Annotated in this window: 15 protein-coding genes and 2 rRNA genes (1 of these 17 only partly in view); all 17 read right to left on the bottom strand. The window is 41.2% G+C overall.

Features of this window, described 5'->3' with window-relative positions; all coding sequences use genetic code 11:
* Positions 1–2,336: ribosomal RNA gene (locus tag MKZ14_RS00560) — 23S ribosomal RNA — on the bottom strand; it reaches 592 nt to the left of the window's first position.
* A gap of 182 nt (positions 2,337–2,518) precedes the next feature.
* Positions 2,519–4,071, bottom strand: a 16S ribosomal RNA gene (locus MKZ14_RS00555).
* Together the 16S and 23S rRNA genes form the textbook arrangement of a ribosomal RNA operon.
* Positions 4,072–4,740: 669 nt before the next feature.
* Positions 4,741–5,022, bottom strand: a complete 282-nt coding sequence (locus MKZ14_RS00550; protein ID WP_036075669.1) for a hypothetical protein — start codon at positions 5,020–5,022, stop codon at positions 4,741–4,743.
* Between the two features lie 210 nt (positions 5,023–5,232).
* Complete coding sequence (lysS, locus tag MKZ14_RS00545) at positions 5,233–6,735, bottom strand: lysine--tRNA ligase (RefSeq protein ID WP_333006330.1); 1,503 nt, start codon at positions 6,733–6,735, stop codon at positions 5,233–5,235.
* Between the two features lie 179 nt (positions 6,736–6,914).
* Positions 6,915–7,955 carry a tRNA dihydrouridine synthase DusB gene (dusB, locus tag MKZ14_RS00540; RefSeq protein ID WP_036075670.1) on the bottom strand — a complete coding sequence of 347 codons (1,041 nt, stop codon included), beginning with the start codon at positions 7,953–7,955 and terminating at the stop codon, positions 6,915–6,917.
* An 88-nt stretch (positions 7,956–8,043) separates the two neighbouring features.
* The gene (folK, locus tag MKZ14_RS00535) at positions 8,044–8,556 is read right to left on the bottom strand and encodes a 2-amino-4-hydroxy-6-hydroxymethyldihydropteridine diphosphokinase (protein WP_016993606.1); all 513 of its coding nucleotides are present in this window, start codon (positions 8,554–8,556) and stop codon (positions 8,044–8,046) included.
* The gene (gene folB / locus MKZ14_RS00530; protein ID WP_258860505.1) at positions 8,556–8,921 is read right to left on the bottom strand and encodes a dihydroneopterin aldolase; all 366 of its coding nucleotides are present in this window, start codon (positions 8,919–8,921) and stop codon (positions 8,556–8,558) included. Before folB ends, folK begins: the two co-directional genes overlap by 1 nt.
* Complete coding sequence (gene folP, locus MKZ14_RS00525) at positions 8,921–9,775, bottom strand: dihydropteroate synthase (RefSeq protein ID WP_036075672.1); 855 nt, start codon at positions 9,773–9,775, stop codon at positions 8,921–8,923. Before folP ends, folB begins: the two co-directional genes overlap by 1 nt.
* A 13-nt stretch (positions 9,776–9,788) precedes the next feature.
* Positions 9,789–10,628: an aminodeoxychorismate lyase gene (gene pabC, locus MKZ14_RS00520; protein ID WP_312126435.1), complete on the bottom strand. Its 840-nt coding sequence runs from the start codon at positions 10,626–10,628 to the stop codon at positions 9,789–9,791.
* The gene (pabA, locus tag MKZ14_RS00515; RefSeq protein WP_036075675.1) at positions 10,629–11,210 is read right to left on the bottom strand and encodes an aminodeoxychorismate/anthranilate synthase component II; all 582 of its coding nucleotides are present in this window, start codon (positions 11,208–11,210) and stop codon (positions 10,629–10,631) included.
* Positions 11,207–12,637 (bottom strand): aminodeoxychorismate synthase, component I, encoded by a 1,431-nt coding sequence (gene pabB / locus MKZ14_RS00510; protein ID WP_333006331.1) that lies wholly within the window; start codon positions 12,635–12,637, stop codon positions 11,207–11,209. The genes pabA and pabB overlap by 4 nt, the downstream gene beginning before the upstream one ends.
* A 127-nt stretch (positions 12,638–12,764) precedes the next feature.
* The gene (cysK, locus tag MKZ14_RS00505; protein ID WP_036075678.1) at positions 12,765–13,694 is read right to left on the bottom strand and encodes a cysteine synthase A; all 930 of its coding nucleotides are present in this window, start codon (positions 13,692–13,694) and stop codon (positions 12,765–12,767) included.
* A 248-nt stretch (positions 13,695–13,942) separates the two neighbouring features.
* Positions 13,943–14,914 (bottom strand): peptidyl-prolyl cis-trans isomerase, encoded by a 972-nt coding sequence (locus MKZ14_RS00500; RefSeq protein ID WP_333006332.1) that lies wholly within the window; start codon positions 14,912–14,914, stop codon positions 13,943–13,945.
* The gene (gene hslO / locus MKZ14_RS00495) at positions 14,898–15,779 is read right to left on the bottom strand and encodes an Hsp33 family molecular chaperone HslO (RefSeq protein ID WP_009373570.1); all 882 of its coding nucleotides are present in this window, start codon (positions 15,777–15,779) and stop codon (positions 14,898–14,900) included. Before hslO ends, MKZ14_RS00500 begins: the two co-directional genes overlap by 17 nt.
* 21 nt (positions 15,780–15,800) lie before the next feature.
* Positions 15,801–16,568 carry a type III pantothenate kinase gene (locus MKZ14_RS00490; RefSeq protein WP_004229137.1) on the bottom strand — a complete coding sequence of 256 codons (768 nt, stop codon included), beginning with the start codon at positions 16,566–16,568 and terminating at the stop codon, positions 15,801–15,803.
* Between the two features lie 247 nt (positions 16,569–16,815).
* Positions 16,816–17,649, bottom strand: coding sequence for an aldo/keto reductase (locus MKZ14_RS00485; RefSeq protein WP_333006333.1), 834 nt, complete (start codon positions 17,647–17,649; stop codon positions 16,816–16,818).
* Positions 17,650–17,802: 153 nt separating this feature from the next.
* Complete coding sequence (gene ftsH / locus MKZ14_RS00480; RefSeq protein ID WP_333006334.1) at positions 17,803–19,830, bottom strand: ATP-dependent zinc metalloprotease FtsH; 2,028 nt, start codon at positions 19,828–19,830, stop codon at positions 17,803–17,805.
* Between the last annotated feature and the right edge of the window lie 106 nt (positions 19,831–19,936).

Raw genomic sequence — 19,936 nt, 5'->3', positions numbered from 1 at the left:
CAACCATTCTGAGGGAACCTTTGGGCGCCTCCGTTACCTTTTAGGAGGCGACCGCCCCAGTCAAACTGTCCGCCTGACACTGTCTCCTGCCCCGCTAAGGGGCATGGGTTAGAATTTCAATACAACCAGGGTAGTATCCCACCGACGCCTCCTTCGAAGCTGGCGCTCCGAGATCTCTGGCTCCTACCTATCCTGTACAAGTTGTACCAAAATTCAATATCAGGCTACAGTAAAGCTCCACGGGGTCTTTCCGTCCTGTCGCGGGTAACCTGCATCTTCACAGGTACTATAATTTCACCGAGTCTCTCGTTGAGACAGTGCCCAGATCGTTACGCCTTTCGTGCGGGTCGGAACTTACCCGACAAGGAATTTCGCTACCTTAGGACCGTTATAGTTACGGCCGCCGTTTACTGGGGCTTCAATTCGCAGCTTCGCTTGCGCTAACCACTCCTCTTAACCTTCCAGCACCGGGCAGGCGTCAGCCCCTATACGTCACCTTACGGTTTTGCAGAGACCTGTGTTTTTGCTAAACAGTCGCCTGGGCCTATTCACTGCGGCTCTCATGCGCTTGCACGCTCAAGAGCACCCCTTCTCCCGAAGTTACGGGGTCATTTTGCCGAGTTCCTTAACGAGAGTTCTCTCGCACACCTTAGGATTCTCTCCTCGACTACCTGTGTCGGTTTGCGGTACGGGCACCTCTCACCTCGATAGAGGCTTTTCTTGGCAGTGTGAAATCAGGAACTTCGTCCATACGGACTCGCCATCACAGCTCAACGTTACAGTGTGCGGATTTGCCTACACACACGCCTTACTGCTTGGACGCGCACAACCAACGGCGCGCTTACCCTATCCTACTGCGTCCCCCCATTTCTCAAACGGTGAGGAGGTGGTACAGGAATATCAACCTGTTGTCCATCGCCTACGCCTATCGGCCTCGGCTTAGGTCCCGACTAACCCTGAGCGGACGAGCCTTCCTCAGGAAACCTTAGTCATACGGTGGACGGGATTCTCACCCGTCTTTCGCTACTCATACCGGCATTCTCACTTCTAAGCGCTCCACCAGTCCTTCCGGTCTGACTTCAACGCACTTAGAACGCTCTCCTACCACTGACATCGTAGATGTCAATCCACAGCTTCGGTGAATCGTTTAGCCCCGATACATTTTCGGCGCAGCGTCACTCGACCAGTGAGCTATTACGCACTCTTTAAATGATGGCTGCTTCTAAGCCAACATCCTGGTTGTCTGTGCAACGCCACATCCTTTTCCACTTAACGATTACTTTGGGACCTTAGCTGGTGGTCTGGGCTGTTTCCCTTTTGACTACGGATCTTATCACTCGCAGTCTGACTCCCGTGTATAAATATCTGGCATTCGGAGTTTGTCTGAATTCGGTAAACCGGGATGGCCCCCTAGTCCAAACAGTGCTCTACCTCCAGTATTCTCATCACGAGGCTAGCCCTAAAGCTATTTCGGAGAGAACCAGCTATCTCCAAGTTCGATTGGAATTTCTCCGCTACCCACACCTCATCCCCGCACTTTTCAACGTGCGTGGGTTCGGGCCTCCAGTAAGTGTTACCTCACCTTCACCCTGGACATGGGTAGATCACCTGGTTTCGGGTCTACGACCACGTACTATTTCGCCCTATTCAGACTCGCTTTCGCTGCGGCTCCGCCTTCTAAAGCTTAACCTCGCACGTAATCGTAACTCGCCGGTTCATTCTACAAAAGGCACGCTATCACCCATTAACGGGCTCTAACTACTTGTAGGCACACGGTTTCAGGATCTCTTTCACTCCCCTTCCGGGGTGCTTTTCACCTTTCCCTCACGGTACTGGTTCACTATCGGTCACTAGGTAGTATTTAGCCTTGGGAGATGGTCCTCCCGGATTCCGACGGAATTTCACGTGTTCCGCCGTACTCAGGATCCACTCAGGAGAGAACGAACTTTCGACTACAGGGCTTTTACCTGCTCTGGCGGACCTTTCCAAGTCGCTTCATCTAACTCGCTCTTTTGTAACTCCGTATAGAGTGTCCTACAACCCCAAGAGGCAAGCCTCTTGGTTTGGGCTCTTCCCGTTTCGCTCGCCGCTACTCAGGGAATCGATTTTTCTTTCTCTTCCTCCAGGTACTTAGATGTTTCAGTTCCCTGGGTCTGCCTTCAAGACGCTATGTATTCACGTCAAGATACTACGCGATTAAACGTAGTGGGTTCCCCCATTCGGAAATCTCCGGATCAAAGCTCACTTACAGCTCCCCGAAGCATATCGGTGTTAGTGCCGTCCTTCTTCGGCTCCTAGTGCCAAGGCATTCGCCGTGCGCCCTTAATAACTTAACCAAGTTATTAAGCCTATAAAAAACTTAAAAAAATAAATGTGTTTGTTACAATTTCAATGTCGTTTTATCCAGTTTTCAAAGAACAAGTTTTGAAGTATTTCATTCAGAAAGAATGAACCTTCAAAACTGAACGCAAAACGTAATCTTACAAACCCAAGGTTTGTATTCCGAAATAATCCTTAGAAAGGAGGTGATCCAGCCGCACCTTCCGATACGGCTACCTTGTTACGACTTCACCCCAATCATCTATCCCACCTTCGGCGGCTGGCTCCAAAAGGTTACCTCACCGACTTCGGGTGTTACAAACTCTCGTGGTGTGACGGGCGGTGTGTACAAGGCCCGGGAACGTATTCACCGCGGCATGCTGATCCGCGATTACTAGCGATTCCGGCTTCATGTAGGCGAGTTGCAGCCTACAATCCGAACTGAGAACGACTTTATCGGATTAGCTCCCTCTCGCGAGTTGGCAACCGTTTGTATCGTCCATTGTAGCACGTGTGTAGCCCAGGTCATAAGGGGCATGATGATTTGACGTCATCCCCACCTTCCTCCGGTTTGTCACCGGCAGTCACCTTAGAGTGCCCAACTAAATGATGGCAACTAAGATCAAGGGTTGCGCTCGTTGCGGGACTTAACCCAACATCTCACGACACGAGCTGACGACAACCATGCACCACCTGTCACCGTTGCCCCCGAAGGGGAAACTATATCTCTACAGTGGTCAACGGGATGTCAAGACCTGGTAAGGTTCTTCGCGTTGCTTCGAATTAAACCACATGCTCCACCGCTTGTGCGGGCCCCCGTCAATTCCTTTGAGTTTCAGTCTTGCGACCGTACTCCCCAGGCGGAGTGCTTAATGCGTTAGCTGCAGCACTAAGGGGCGGAAACCCCCTAACACTTAGCACTCATCGTTTACGGCGTGGACTACCAGGGTATCTAATCCTGTTTGCTCCCCACGCTTTCGCGCCTCAGCGTCAGTTACAGACCAGAAAGTCGCCTTCGCCACTGGTGTTCCTCCAAATCTCTACGCATTTCACCGCTACACTTGGAATTCCACTTTCCTCTTCTGCACTCAAGTCCCCCAGTTTCCAATGACCCTCCACGGTTGAGCCGTGGGCTTTCACATCAGACTTAAAGGACCGCCTGCGCGCGCTTTACGCCCAATAATTCCGGACAACGCTTGCCACCTACGTATTACCGCGGCTGCTGGCACGTAGTTAGCCGTGGCTTTCTAATAAGGTACCGTCAAGGTACAGCCAGTTACTACTGTACTTGTTCTTCCCTTACAACAGAGTTTTACGATCCGAAAACCTTCTTCACTCACGCGGCGTTGCTCCATCAGGCTTTCGCCCATTGTGGAAGATTCCCTACTGCTGCCTCCCGTAGGAGTCTGGGCCGTGTCTCAGTCCCAGTGTGGCCGATCACCCTCTCAGGTCGGCTACGCATCGTCGCCTTGGTGAGCCGTTACCTCACCAACTAGCTAATGCGCCGCGGGCCCATCCTATAGCGACAGCGAGATGCCGTCTTTCAGTCTCTTGCCATGAAGCAAAAGAGATTATTCGGTATTAGCCCCGGTTTCCCGGAGTTATCCCAAACTATAGGGTAGGTTGCCCACGTGTTACTCACCCGTCCGCCGCTAACGTCAAAGGAGCAAGCTCCTTTTCTGTTCGCTCGACTTGCATGTATTAGGCACGCCGCCAGCGTTCGTCCTGAGCCAGGATCAAACTCTCCATAAAAGAAATTTGATTAGCTCAAATTGTTTTGCTGGCATCATGTTTGATGTCCAAAATTATGTTTTGTTCACTAGCAAAGCTAGCTACTTAAAACTTATTGATTACGTTTTGCTTGTTCAGTTTTCAAGGTTCATTTAGCAACCATCTCTCGACAGCAACTTTTATATTATAACACCTTTTTCATTTTGTTGTCAACACTTTTTTAAAACGTTTTTTCAAATCAATGGAGACAACTTTTAAAGTATATTATAATCAATCATCCATGTCAACATCTTATTTCAAATTGCTTTTGAAGTTCTAATGTTGTTAATTGCGTTGTCTTAACGACAAGTAATAATTTATCATGTTATAGAGGCCTTCGCAAGTGTTTTTTACACAAAATCTAATTTAATTTAATAAACTTGCTTTAATAAGCTATTTTGCGCAATTACGAGAATTGTAAATCATAGTATCTTTCCTTATTTAATTTATTATTTGTTTTACTATACATCTCTTTCTATTAATTCTCAATATCTTAAATTAAAATACTACTTAATTTTCAAGTTAAATATAGCTCATAAAACTTTAAAATTACTTCCTTAATAAAAACTACAAATCTAATTATGTTGTTAATGAAAATAAGCAGGCGCTAAAGTACTTCTACTTTAGCGCCTGCTTATTCCTAACATGTCCCTATTTTATGTCATTACCTTGAGGGTCAACTATATTTAAGCACCACAAGAAGTTATCCCATGCTGAATACCAGCCACTAAAGATTTCAGAAGAATCGTCCCAACGAACATCAAATTTCTTATGGCCATCTATTTCCACTAAATATAAAGTAAGTGTCTCGTCTTTTTTAGCAACGACTAATTTCATACCATGCTCGAGCTCTTCCTCCGTAAATGGAACATCAGAAACAGAACGTAATTGTGCCTGTTCAAATACTTGTTTGTTAATAATTTTGTAATTCATTATAAGCCCCCAATAAAATACTTCTTTTTATACTTATTGTATTTGATTTGAAAAACATAGAACTATAAAAGTATAACCTAAATATAATCTACGTTTAAACAACTTAATTTTTTTCATTGAGCAAAAAGAAGAGAACTCACCTATCCTGTGAATTCTCCTCTTAATCCATTGACTGCTCTTAGTAGCTCTATAAAGAGCCTACGCAGTAATTTATTTTGTAATATGACGCATTGTTGGGAATAATAATACATCACGAATTGATGGTGAATTTGTTAGTAGCATGATTAAACGGTCAATACCTATACCTAAACCACCTGTTGGAGGCATACCATATTCTAATGCTTCAATGAAATCATTGTCCATTTCATGTGCCTCATCATTACCTGCTTCTTTTTCTGCTAATTGCGCTTCAAAGCGTTGGCGTTGGTCGATAGGGTCATTTAACTCTGTGAAGGCATTGGCGTGCTCACGACGAACGATAAATAACTCAAAGCGATCTGTAAAACGCTCGTCCTCTGGATTTTTCTTCGCAAGAGGTGAGATCTCTACTGGGTGACCATATACAAATGTAGGCTGTACAAGCGTCTCTTCTACTTTTTGTTCGAAGAATTCATTGATAATATGGCCTACTTCATGAACATCCTTCACTTCTACTCCATGCTCTTTAGCAAGCGCTTGTGCTTGTTCTTTTGTCATTGACTGCCAGAAGTCTACACCTGTTGCCTCTTTTACAGCGTCAACCATGTGAACTCGTTTCCAGCCTACTGCAAGGTTGATTTCATCTTCACCATATTGAACTGATGTTGTACCAAGAACTTCTTGGGCAACATGTGCAATAAGGTTTTCAGTTAGAGACATGATATCTTGATAATCAGCATATGCTTCATATAGTTCTATCATTGTAAATTCAGGGTTGTGGCGTGTAGAGATTCCTTCATTACGGAACACACGGCCGATCTCGTATACTTTCTCTAAACCACCAACTATTAAACGTTTTAAATGCAATTCGATGGCAATTCGCATATATAATTCCATATCAAGGGCATTGTGATGTGTAATAAACGGACGAGCAGCCGCGCCACCAGCAATTGTGTGAAGCATTGGTGTTTCTACTTCTAAGTATCCAGCATTATCTAAATAATTTCGGATTGCACGAATAATTTTTGAACGCGTGATAAATGTTTTTTTGCTATCTTCATTTGTCATTAAATCTAGATAACGTTGGCGATAACGTTGCTCAACATCCTGTAAGCCATGGAATTTCTCTGGCATAGGACGTAGCGCTTTTGTAAGGAATGTGAATTCCTCAGCCTTTACAGAAAGTTCTCCCACTTGTGTACGGAACACGTTACCACGCACACCTACGATATCTCCTAAATCAGCTTGTTTAAATAATTCATACGCTTCTTCGCCTACATGATCTTGACGAACATAAATTTGAATTTGACCATTTAAATCTTGAATATGTGCAAAGCCAGCTTTTCCTTTACCACGTTTCGTCATAATACGTCCCGCAATAATTACCTCTTGAAGGTTTTCTTCAAGCTGCTCTTTTGTTTGATCTGCAAATTGCTCACGTACTCCTGTTGATAAATGTGTACGCTCAAAACGGCATCCAAATGGATCTTGTCCGTTTTCTTGTATCGTTGTCATCTTTTGGCGTCTCACCAATAGTTGATCATTTAATTCTTCTATATTTGACACTTGTTTCACTCCTTAAGTAAATTGTCCGCGTTTACGTCCATAATATTTCTATTGTACACAATTTTAGTGCTGTAATCATCTGTTTCAATTTATTTTCAATCCAATACAAAATAATTAATAATTCTAAAAATTAAAGGTACTGCTGAAAAGGCGCCTCTATTAAATTATAGAGACGCCCATAATAAAAACTATATTATTAATTCTTTGGCTTCCGGTACAATCAATTTTGATTCGCTCTCTTCATATTCCTGTACAAGACCATTTAATAATGCACGAAGTTCTGCCGCAGTTTCTGTTTGGTTAATAGCATTGCGTGCCTTACCATTGCCTCGGATTCCTTTTAAATACCATGATGCATGCTTACGCATTTCCCGTACTGCAATTCCTTCTCCTTTTAATTGAAGAAGTCGTTCAAAGTGTAGTAAACATACGTCCATTTTTTCACGTACACTTGGCTCTTCTTTTAATTCACCTGTTGCTAGGTATTGAACGGTACGATAAATCATCCATGGATTACCTAAAGCTGCACGTCCAATCATTACTGCATCTACACCTGTAGTTTCCAGCATACGTTTAGCGTCTTGTGGTGTTTCCACATCCCCATTACCAAGTACAGGAATGTTGACATTTTCCTTCACTTGGCGAATGTAATCCCAGTTCGCTTTACCTTCATACATTTGTACACGTGTACGACCATGAACTGCTACTGCAGCTGCACCTGCACGCTCAACAGCTTGAGCGTTTTCAATTGCAAAGATATGTTCTTCATCCCAACCAATACGCATTTTTACGCTAACAGGCTTTTTAACAGCATCCACAACAGCTGCTACCATCTCATATACTTTATTGGGATCTAGTAATAAGCGTGCTCCCGCTTCACATTTTATGATTTTATTGACAGGACACCCCATGTTGATATCAATAATGTCAGCAGTCGTATTTTCATCCACATATTTTGCTGCTTCTACTAAGGTTGCTTTATCTCCACCAAAAATTTGCAGTGACAGGGGATTTTCTCGTTCATCGATATAAAGCATACCTAATGTTTTTTCATTTTTTTGGACAATGCCCTTATCACTAATCATTTCAGCGTATACGAGACCTGCCCCAAACTCCTTAACCGTTAATCGGAAAGCAGAGTTGCAAATCCCAGCCATTGGCGCTAATACTACCCGATTGTCCATGACAATATCGCCAATTTGAAATGGCTTTTCTGTTGACTGACCCAACGTTTTTCTTCCTCCTCTATAGGCTTTACCTATTTTTCTCTATCTATCGTTAATGCTATACGCTGATAATTCGTTCTTACACAATTACTTAATTCACAATTGAAGGCTCATTAAAGGGTTGCCAGAAGATTACGCCTTCCTTTTCACAATCCATTTGCTGTAACAGATCATGTGCTTGTTGTAGCTGTTCATCAAGTGGTGAAGGTGTAATCTCTGCAAGCGGTGCTAGGACGAATGCTCGCTCGTACATTCTTGGATGAGGAACAATTAAGCTCTCCGTTTCAATATTCTCTTGATTGTAAAGTAAAATGTCAAGATCAATAACTCTTGGGCCCCAACGGAATTCTCTTACACGCCCTAATTCCTGTTCGATTGCTTGGCAAATCTTCAACATCTCAATAGACGATATAGCTGTTTTTAGATGAACAGCTATATTTAAAAAATCTGCCTGATCCGTATAACCTACAGCAGCCGTTTCATAAACAGATGAAACACGAATAAGCTCAATTTCCTTCTTTTCCTTTAAAAGGGCTACTGCATGCTGAAGATTCTCATATCTCTCTCCCATATTTGTTCCGATAGATAAGTAGACATCCTTCATTAGAAATCACCCCTCGTAACCTCAACAGAGACTTCTTTATAATAGCCATGAATGGGTGGATCTGGCTTAATGAGCTCTACACGCACTCCCTTTACTTTTTCAGGATAGGTTGCTAAAATCGCATTTGCTATTTTCACAACAAGAGCCTCAATAAGCTTAAACGGTTCGCCCTCTACAATATCACGGCATAACGCATACACCTCTGCATAATTAACGGTATAAGAAAGATCATCCGTTTCGCCAGCTTTTGTCATGTCTACAGCAAGCGAAACATTTGCTCGAAAGCGTTGGCCTAGAGTAGTTTCTGCTGCTAATACACCATGATAACCATAAAACTGCATGTCCTTTAAATGAATATAATCCATTATGCTTCCTCCTTGAACAAACGTTTGCCCACTAATACATCCGCCATATACGTTGCCCTCGCCATTTCCTTTACATCGTGAACTCTTATCATATGACAGCCCTTTTCAATTCCATAAACCACTGTTGCACTTGTCCCTTCAAGACGCTCCTCAACAGGTAGCTTTAAGACATTACCAATCATTGATTTACGAGATGTTGCTAACAATACAGGATAGCCCATAGCCACTAAATCTGATAAGTGTTGCATCATCGAAATATTTTGCGCAGTGTTTTTAGCAAAGCCGATACCTGGATCTAAGATGATATGATGATCGGGAACTCCCGCTTGCTGTGCAATAGTAATACTTTCTTCTAAATCTGCCTTTGCAGTCGGCCAAAAATCAACACCATAATCCATATTTTTGCGATTATGCATTAAAATGATCGGAACATGTAAGTGTGCAGCAACCTGAGCTATTTCTGGTTCAGCCTTCGCTCCCCAAATATCATTGATGATATGTGCGCCCGCTTCAATTGCGGCACGGGCTACCCTTGCTTTATACGTATCAACGGAAATAATGACCTTTACTTCCTTTGCTAACGCTTGAATAACAGGCACGATACGTGCAATTTCATCTTCATCTGAAATTCGTTCATACCCAGGGCGCGTAGATTCTCCACCTACATCAATAATTTTTGCTCCTTCAGCCACCATTTTTTTCGCTTGGGTAACAGCAGCCTCCACATTGTTATACTTTCCTCCATCTGAGAAGGAGTCAGGTGTAACATTTAGAATCCCCATAATAAATGTTTCTTGTGTATAGTCTAGTGTAATCCCATTAATCGTTAATGGTTTCGTATATTTTTCTAGCATGTAAACGCTCCTTCTATCCTTGCTCGACTTCTTGAACATATGCCTTATGCAAAATCGAATAAATAGGTCCTTTATTGCCTAAAAAATGCTGGTCTTCCAAGCTCCGAATAGGCACAATCTCTTGTACTGAATTGGTAATGAAGCATTCCGTACTTTGTAGTAAATCCTCTTTTGTATAAAAACCTTCTCGTACGTCAAGATTTAGTGCACTAGCCTTGTCTAAAACCCATGCACGAATAATCCCCGGTAAAATGCCTGTCTCCAAAGAAGGCGTATATAGTATATCATTTTTTATCCAAAATACATTTGATGTCACACCTTCAGCCACATAGCCTGTTTCTGTTAAAAAGAAACCTTCTTGTTGAGCCAGTGAAGGCATTTCAAAGCGACCAAGTACGTTATTGCCGTAATGATGCGATTTAACGCGTAAGGCTTGTTCAGGTGTATTGCGTGGTATGGTAAGCCATTTTGCAGTCTTTTCAGTTCCACGCTGTGTGTCTTGGAGTTCCTTGCGAAAAATAATGACATTAGGTTGTTTATATTCTGTTGGCTGTAATCCAATATTATGCTCTCCCGCAGATACATTTAAACGGAAGTAACCATCCTGACCGCCCGCCAGTTGATTTAGTTGTTGCACAACCTCAAGTAAAACACTCTGAGAATAGTTTAAATGAATGTGATATTGTGACAAAGCATGCTGTAATCTTTCCATATGTGCTTCCCAGTAAAATACCTGACCTCCATATGTTCGGAACGTTTCAAAGAATCCTAATCCATATAAAAATCCATGATCAAATGGAGAAATCCGTAAATCCTGCGCCGCCATATAGTTCCCGTTCATCCAGCACTGCATCTATTTCACTCCTTCTACATACGTCTCAATAAATTGGCGAAGAAGTTGTTTACCTTGCTCCGTCATAATGGATTCTGGATGATATTGTACACCCTCAATAGGATATTCCTTATGACGAAGACCCATAATTTCTCCCTCTTCCGTCCAAGCTGTTACTTCTAGACACGCTGGTAAGGTTTCCTTCTCTACAATAAGAGAATGATAGCGGGTTGCTTGAAACGGATTTGGCATACCTTTATGCAAGCCTATTTCAGCATGCAGTACAGGTGATGTCTTACCGTGCATTAAACGTTCGGCACGGATGACTTGACCGCCAAACACCTGTGCAAGTGCCTGATGACCAAGGCAAACTCCTAAAATCGGAATATTTCCCGCGAAATATTTAATAATGTTCAGGCTTTCACCCGCCTCATTTGGACTACATGGCCCTGGAGAAATAACAATCATATCGGGTGCGAGTTGTTCTATTTCCTCTACTGTAATAACATCATTACGTTTTACTACTATATCCTGACCAAACTCACCCAAATATTGGACAATGTTATAAATAAATGAATCATAATTATCGATCATTAAAATCATTTTACTCGCTCCTCTGCCATTGCCTTCGCCTGCCACATTGCCTTCGCTTTATTTAAAGATTCCTGATACTCTCTTTCTGGAACAGAGTCAATGACGATACCTGCTCCAGCCTGAATATGTGCAACTCCATTTTTTATAAATGCTGTACGGATCACAATATTGAGTTCCATATCACCCTTAAAGCCAAGCCAGCCAATTGAACCTGTATATAAACCACGTCGTACAGGCTCTAGTTCTTCAATGATTTCCATAGTGCGAATCTTTGGCGCTCCTGTAATTGTCCCACCTGGGAACATCGCACGAATAACATCTGCATTCGTTTTACCTTCTGCTATTTCTCCACGCACATTTGAAACGATATGCATAACATGTGAATAGCGCTCAATGACCATGAACTCATCCACTTCCACTGTTCCATAGGTTGAGACACGTCCTAAATCATTGCGCTCTAAATCTACTAACATCACATGCTCAGCACGCTCTTTGTCATTATCTATTAATTCTTGAGCCAACGCTAAATCTTCCACTTCGGACTTTCCTCTTGGTCGAGTGCCTGCGATTGGTCTGGTTGACAACTCATTGCCTTGACGCTTGACTAGTAACTCTGGTGATCCAGAAACAACAGAAAAATCAGGTGCTTCAATATACGCCATATAAGGTGACGGATTAAACGCTCGAAGTGCCTCATAGACATCAAGTGCAGTAGCATTAAGTTTCTTAGACTGCCGAACAGATAAATTCACTTGAAAGACATCGCCTTGAGAGATATACATTTGAATTTTTTTAACTGCTGCCTCGAAATCAGCTCCTGCAAATGAAACAAGCAACTCATTCTCATCATTCATAACTTCTACAGCAGATGTTTTCTCAAATTTACGCGAGACTAATCCAGCCTGTGCTGCAACCTGCCAGTTGTTAGCCCATTCTTCCAAGCTGACCTCACTATCTTCTAGCTTCATAAGTGTCACTATATTCGTTTTTACATCATGTACTGCCCAACAATCAAAAATATAATAAAAAATATCTGGTACATGTAGGTCATCCGTTGCCGTATTAGGAAGCTCCTCAATTTTACGAGCATAATCATACGACACAAATCCAATAGCCCCTCCCTGAAAAACCGGAAGCTCTGCATTATATATAACCTGATATTCCGCCACAAGCTCTTCTAGTAAGTCAAGTGCCTCTCCTTGTAAAACCTCTTGTCTACCATTTCTCCATTTTACTAAAAGCCCACCCTCTACTGAACGTGCGGTAGCTAATGGATTCCACGCAGCTATTGAAAAATGTCCACCACGTCCACTTTCTAAAAATACATGTGCTTGCTGAGTCTCTGACTGTTCTTTATAACTATAAAAAAATGAATCTGCATCCATCGTTAATGTTTTCGTAAGTATTGTTTTCAAGTTATTTTCCCCTTTAAACATATGATGTGATTCCATCTTAACTTGATTATTACATAGAAGCGAATATTTTTATAATTATCATAGTATCCATGTTTTCACACTAAAAAAGGGCCCCTTTATAAAGGAGCCCTTACATAAAAAAATTGAATTAGTCTTCAAATTGATATAAAGGTGTTGATAGGTAACGCTCACCATTAGAAGGCACAATAGCAAGGACATTCGAACCCTTACCTAAACGTTTTGCCGCTTCAATTGCAGCATAGATTGCAGCACCAGATGAAATACCACATAGAATTCCTTCTTCACGCGCTACTTTACGTGCTACTTCAAAAGCAACCTCATTTTCAACAGGGAATACTGAAGAATAGACTTCCGTATCTAAAACTGCTGGTACAAATCCAGCGCCAATTCCTTGAATTTTATGTGGTCCTGGTTGCCCACCAGAAAGAACTGGTGAATCTTTTGGTTCTACAGCAATGATTTCAATGTTTGGATACTTTTCTTTTAAGACAGCACCCGCACCAGTAATTGTACCACCTGTACCTACACCAGCAACAAAAGCATCAAGTGTTAGGCCATCAAATGCTTCTACAATTTCTGGTCCTGTTGTTAGACGGTGAATTACCGCGTTCGCAGGATTTGTAAATTGTTGTGGTAGGAAGTAGCCATGTTCTGCAGACAGTTCTTCTGCTTTAGCAATTGCACCTTTCATACCTGCTGGACCAGGTGTTAATACAAGCTCTGCACCATAAGCTCGCAATAAATTACGACGCTCTAAGCTCATAGTTTCTGGCATAACTAAAATGGCTTTATAACCTTTAGCAGCTGCAATCATCGCAAGACCAATACCTGTATTACCAGATGTCGGCTCAATAATCGTACCACCAGGTTTTAATGTCCCGTCTTTTTCCGCAGCTTCAATCATAGCTAAAGCTAGACGGTCTTTCACCGAGCTTCCCGGATTAAAATATTCTAATTTTACATACACAGTACCTTCATTTTCACTTGTTGCATGATTTAATTTTACAATTGGTGTTTTACCAACTAATTCAGCTACCGAGTTTGCTAATCTACTCATTTACTAATCCACTCCCAATCCCTACTATTTTTATAGGTTTTACTTATTTTGTATTTTATCAATTTTTCCATTCGATTGTCAATAAATAAAACTAATATTTTCAGAATATTTATCATTGCTATGAAAAGGAAAAATCTTATCCTCACTAAAGAAAAAGAACCTGCATTTATTGGGTAATTCACTACGAATGCCTGTAAGTTTGATCAGACTCATTTTACCCCGCAAAACCTGCAGACTCTCTTCATGTATTATTTTTCTTTTTTAGTCTCTCCATAATACCAAGTAGCATTAAATTCCGACCAAAATGCTTCCGGCGTAACAGATTGCGGTAATTGCTCTAAAGCTAATTCTCGCTCAATATGTTCTTTCACATCGTCATATGTAAAGGATTGTCCTTCTAATATCTCTTGTACTTGAACAATGCCATAATGACCATTATCTAACTTAAAGGCTTTACTTACCTCATCTGCCTTTAGTGATTTTACAGTATTAATAATTGCAGGGTCTACATTTTCCTGATTTTCTGTAAGGAAACCAATATCCCCTCCTAAACTCGCTGAAGCACTATCAACAGAAATTTCTCGTGCCAGCACTGTAAAATCAGAGCCATTTTTTAATTCACCCAGTGCCTCATCAGCAGCTTTTTTTGAATCGACCTCAATAAAATTCGTACGATAGCTTGTTTTTGTATTATATAAGCCTTGATTTTCCTCATAATACTTTTCAACGTTTTCTTCCTCTATCACTACATCTTTCGTGAGTACCTTATCCAATATAAGCTGTGATCGAATCTTTTGGCGTAGTTGCTCTGCCGAAAGATTTTGCATGGCTGTATCATACAAATCTTGAGCAGATCGCATTAACGCTAATTCCAGATCAATTTCTTTATCAGTAACTTTAATTTTATATGTTTTTGCGGCCTTTTCCATTACCGTTTCATTTACTAAATTTTGGAGTGTTTCTTTACCATATCGTTCTTCCATAGCAATCATCCACTCTTGGCGTGTGATAACATCCCCGTCAATGGCAGCGACTTGTTCGTCGCTACCAATTTCCTGACCTTTGTTCGGGATCAACCAACTAATGAACCATAATACATTTCCTAATAACAAAACGGCTATGACAGCTAAAGCAGGCTTTGTCTTTAAACGACGTTGCAATAAAGGAGTTTGGTTTGGTGTTACATTGGTTGAAGGTCGCCGATTACGCGTTGAGCTCATCGATAAACCCTTCTAGCTCATCTTTAGAAAAGCTATATGTCTCTAAGCAGAAGTGACATTGTGCCTCTGCACCGCCGTCCTCATCAATCATTTCTCTAATCTCTGCAGTTCCTAGACCTAAAATTGCCGCACCAAACCGCTCTTTTGAACATTGACATTTAAATTCAACTGGCATGGAATCTAAAATTTGTAGATGTCCATTTCCTAATACAGCTTCTAAAATTTGCTCTGGTGTAAAGCCTTTTTCAATCATTTTGGAAACAGGCTCTATTGTAGCAAGGTGTTGCTCAATTTCAGTTATCGTTTCTTCCTCACAACCTGGCATTAATTGAAGTATAAATCCGCCAGCTGCAAGAATAGTGTTGTCTGGATTAACTAATACGCCTAAACCTACAGATGATGGTACTTGCTCAGATGTAGCAAAATAATAAGTAAAATCTTCAGCAATTTCGCCTGAAACAATTGGTGTTTGTCCTGAAAACATATCTCTTAAACCAAGGTCTTTAACAATTGTAAGAGCACCTTCTGTTCCAACACCTGCTCGAACATCTAGCTTACCTTGCTCGTTTAAATCAAAGTGTACATGAGGGTTTGTCACAAATCCACGCACTTCTCCATGTGCATTACTATCAATTACCATTGGGCCAATTGGACCGTTGCCTTCAATTTTAATAGTAATTTTCTCTTCACCTTTTAGCATGGCTCCCATCATAACTGCCGCTGTCATTGAACGACCTAAAGCTGCTGATACAACTGGCCATGTATCGTGACGGCGTTGCACTTCTCCTACTGTGGCTGTTGTACGTGCTGCAAACACACGAACTTGTCCATTAAATCCTAAACCTCTTACTAAATAATCACTCATAAATGGAATGTCCCTCATTTCCTATTGGTTACGTTTATAGAGCTTATATAAACCCTTTAACGTTAAAAATGGATCTACAACATCTATAATTTGTGTCTCCCCTGCAATTAGATTTGCTAATCCACCTGTAGCAATAACTAATGGCTCCTCTTTACTTTGTGCTTTTATACGATTAACAATGCCCTCAACTTGCCCGACAAAGCCATAAAAAATTCCCGCCTGCATGGCAGAAACGGTCGTTTTCCCCACGATATGTGTAGGTCGAACGATTTCAATACGCGGCAATCTTGCAGCCTGTGTATAAAGAGCCTCTGTAGAAATAGTGATGCCTGGCGCAATAGCTCCCCCCATGTAATCGCCCTTTTCGTTCAAATAACAATAGGTTGTTGCTGTCCCAAAATCAACTATGATACAAGGGGCCTTATATAAATCTAGAGCTGCTATGGCATTCACTATGCGATCAGACCCAACCTCACGTGGATTTTCGTATTTAATATTTAAACCCGTTTTTACACCTGGTCCTACTACCAAAGGCTTTTTTCGAAAATACTTCTGGCACATCGCCTCTAGGGAAAACATAATTGGTGGCACAACTGAGGATATAATAATGCCTGTTATTTGTTCAAATGAAATGCCTGCATGATTAAAAAAGGAAAGAACTTGCATGGCATATTCATCTTCTGTTTTATGAAGATCCGTCACCATACGCCAATGGAAGGCTAATTGATCGTTGTCATCATAGACACCTAAAACAATATTTGAATTCCCTGCATCTAAAACTAAAATCAAAAATGACACCTCCCATATCGTCATTGTAACTTTCGCAATCCCCATATTACAACATTCTCTCTAACTGGAATGAGGATAAAACACTTTAGAAAATGATACCATACTTTTTATCTTGATTCAGCAGATGTTGTTTGTACTGTAGGGGGCATGCTAGGTACAGCATCGTCTACTACAAATGGAGATCAAAACTATATTGTTTCATCCTTCCATAAAAAGAGGCACCTAAATATGGCCGCCTCTCTTAAGATCATTTGAAATTAAATTTTTCTGGATCTGGACCACAACGCAGTCCATCGTTCATTGCATCCAACTGTGTCATTTCCTGCTCAGTTAACGCAAAGTCAAAAACAGCTAGGTTTTCAGTCATACGTGCAGGTGTCATCGTTTTTGGAATCGTGACAACATCATGTTGTACATCATAGCGTAATACAATCTGTGCAGGCGTTTTGCCGTATTTAGCGGCTAGCTCTTGAATCAAAGTTTCTTCCAGTAGAGAACCATTCATCAACGGAGACCATGCCTCCACCTGTATCCCCTTATCCTTACAGTAAGCACGTACTTCCTCCTGTGTTAAGTGCGGATGGAATTCAATTTGATTAATAACAGGGACGACAGTCGTTGCCTTCAAAAGGCTTTCTAAATGGTGTACGTGGAAATTACTAACTCCAATTGAACGTACTCGACCATCTTGGTAAATCTTTTCTAGCGCTTTATAAACCTCAAGATAATTTTGGTCTATTCCAGGCCAATGTACTAAATATAAATCCAAATAGTCTAATCCTATTTTTTCTAAACTGCTGTCATATGCCGCAAGTGTTTCTTCATAGGAAAGTCCATCGTTCCAAACTTTGGATGTGATAAATAATTCTTCACGAGTTACCAAGCCTTCTTCAATGGCTGCTCGTATTCCTCGTCCAACACTTTCTTCGTTTCGATATACTTGTGCTGTATCAATACTACGATAGCCTTTTGCTATAGCTGTTTTGACTGCTTCAGCTAGGTCATCTCCTTCGGGTACTCGAAAGACACCATAACCAACCAAAGGCATTTTAAGACCATTATTCAATACAACATTTCCCACGCATATACACTCCTATCTTTTTTGGCTAACATCTCTCTAAATGGCAGAGTTGCATGCAGCTTGTCTTTTTTACTACTTTATCCTAATGCTTATTAGCAAGAAAAGGCAAAGAAAAAGACTGCTTACTGAACTAGTAAACAGTCTTCCCTATTTTTAATCACGTTTTTCATCGATACCCTTAGGTGCATCATTTGGTTCTTTACGTTCTTTTGCTAGATCCAAAGTTGTTGGATTTGGCTCTTTACTTAATAGCTCTTTTTCAACAACTGGTTCGCCAATAGTATCTAATGTAGGCTTTGCTTCAATCTTTGGAGTGTTCTCCTCAATTTTTTCTACAGCCTCTGGTTCTGGTAATACACCATGATCACGTAAATGCTCAATTTCCTGTGCATTTAATGTTTCTTTTTCCATTAGTGTATTGGCAATTAAATCAAGCAGGTGACGCTTTTCCGTAAGGATACGCTTAGTACGCTCATATTGTGTATCAATAATTTTTTGCATTTCTTTATCAATTTCATAGGCGATTGAATCAGAATAGTTCTGGTCAGAATTAAAGTCGCGGCCAAGGAATACATTACCACCTTGACTTGAACCAAATTGCATTGCGCCAAGATTCTCACTCATTCCGTATTCAGTAACCATAGCACGGGCAATGCTTGTTACCTTTTGGAAATCGTTATGCGCTCCAGTAGAAACTTCACCAAGAACAATTTCTTCAGCTACACGACCACCAAGAAGACCTGCAATACGATCTAAAAGCTCTTGTTTGGTAGTAAAGAAGCGCTCTTCCTTCGGTAACATAATCGCATATCCACCAGCTTGCCCACGAGGAACAATTGTTACTTTGTGTACTGTATCAGCCTCATCTAGTTCAAGACCAACGACTACGTGGCCAGCTTCATGGAAGGATACTAGTTTCTTCTCTTTGGCAGAATATACACGACTGGCTTTTGCAGGACCAGCGATTACTCGGTCTGATGCTTCATCGATATCTGCCATATTAATAGTGCGTTTACTTTTTCGAGCCGCTACAAGCGCTGCCTCGTTTAGTAAGTTTTCTAAATCCGCACCTGAGAAACCTGGTGTACGTTGAGCAACAGCTGCTAAATCAACTGTATCTGCTAAAGGCTTATTGCGTGCATGTACTTTAAGAATTGCTTCACGACCTTTTACATCAGGGTGTCCTACTGTAATTTGACGGTCAAAACGGCCTGGACGTAATAACGCTTTATCTAAAATATCTGGGCGGTTTGTTGCGGCAATGATAATAATCCCTTCATTGGCACCGAAACCATCCATTTCAACTAATAACTGGTTTAATGTTTGTTCACGCTCATCATGGCCTCCACCGAGACCAGCACCACGTTGACGACCTACTGCATCAATCTCATCGATAAAGATGATACATGGAGCATTTTTCTTAGCATTTTCAAATAGATCTCGAACACGTGAAGCACCTACACCGACAAACATTTCTACGAAGTCAGAACCTGAGATAGAGAAGAATGGGACGCCTGCTTCACCTGCTACTGCTCGTGCAAGTAATGTTTTACCTGTACCTGGAGGACCTACAAGTAAGATACCCTTTGGAATACGGGCACCAATTTCAGTGAATTTGCGGTGGTCTTTTAAGAATTCTACCACTTCGACAAGTTCTGCTTTCTCTTCATCAGCACCTGCTACATCTGTAAAACGTACTTTTTTCTTTTGATCATCATACAGTTTAGCTTTACTTTTACCAAAGCTCATCACTTTATTACCGCCACCTTGAGATTGACTCATTAGGAAGAAGAATAAGAAAATGATGATAATGAAAGGAATAATTCCTGTGAAGAATTGAATCCATCCACTTGTTTCTGGTGCTGCTAAAAAACTAATATTACTATTTTTATCCTTAGCAGCCTCATCGATGCGGTCCATTAAAGATTGGTTTTCACGAGGGATGTTTAAAGTAAAACTTTCCCCTTTTTCATACCCCTTCAGTGTTCCTTCAACGACGTAAACTGATTTATCAGGTTGAATTGTAGCACTTGTTATTTCTTTCTTATCTAGAGCTTCTTGAAACTCATGATAAGTTAATTCTTTCGTTGGTGAATTTCCACCATTGAAAGTACCAAAAATACCGATAATCACTAGGAAAATCAGTAGATAGAATATGGTATATCGAAATATTCGATTCATCTCCAGCCTCCTCATTACAAACAGAAAAATTATAAGTAAAATCTTAACATATCATGATTTCATCATACAACGAAAAGCCCTACTTAAAAAATGTTTCGTTCACTTA

The sequence above is a fragment of the Lysinibacillus sp. FSL P2-0066 genome (assembly GCF_037969495.1).
GTDB lineage: Bacteria > Bacillota > Bacilli > Bacillales_A > Planococcaceae > Lysinibacillus > Lysinibacillus boronitolerans.
The sequence above is the reverse complement of the archived record's forward strand: the minus strand, read 5'-3'. Positions and strand labels throughout refer to the sequence as shown.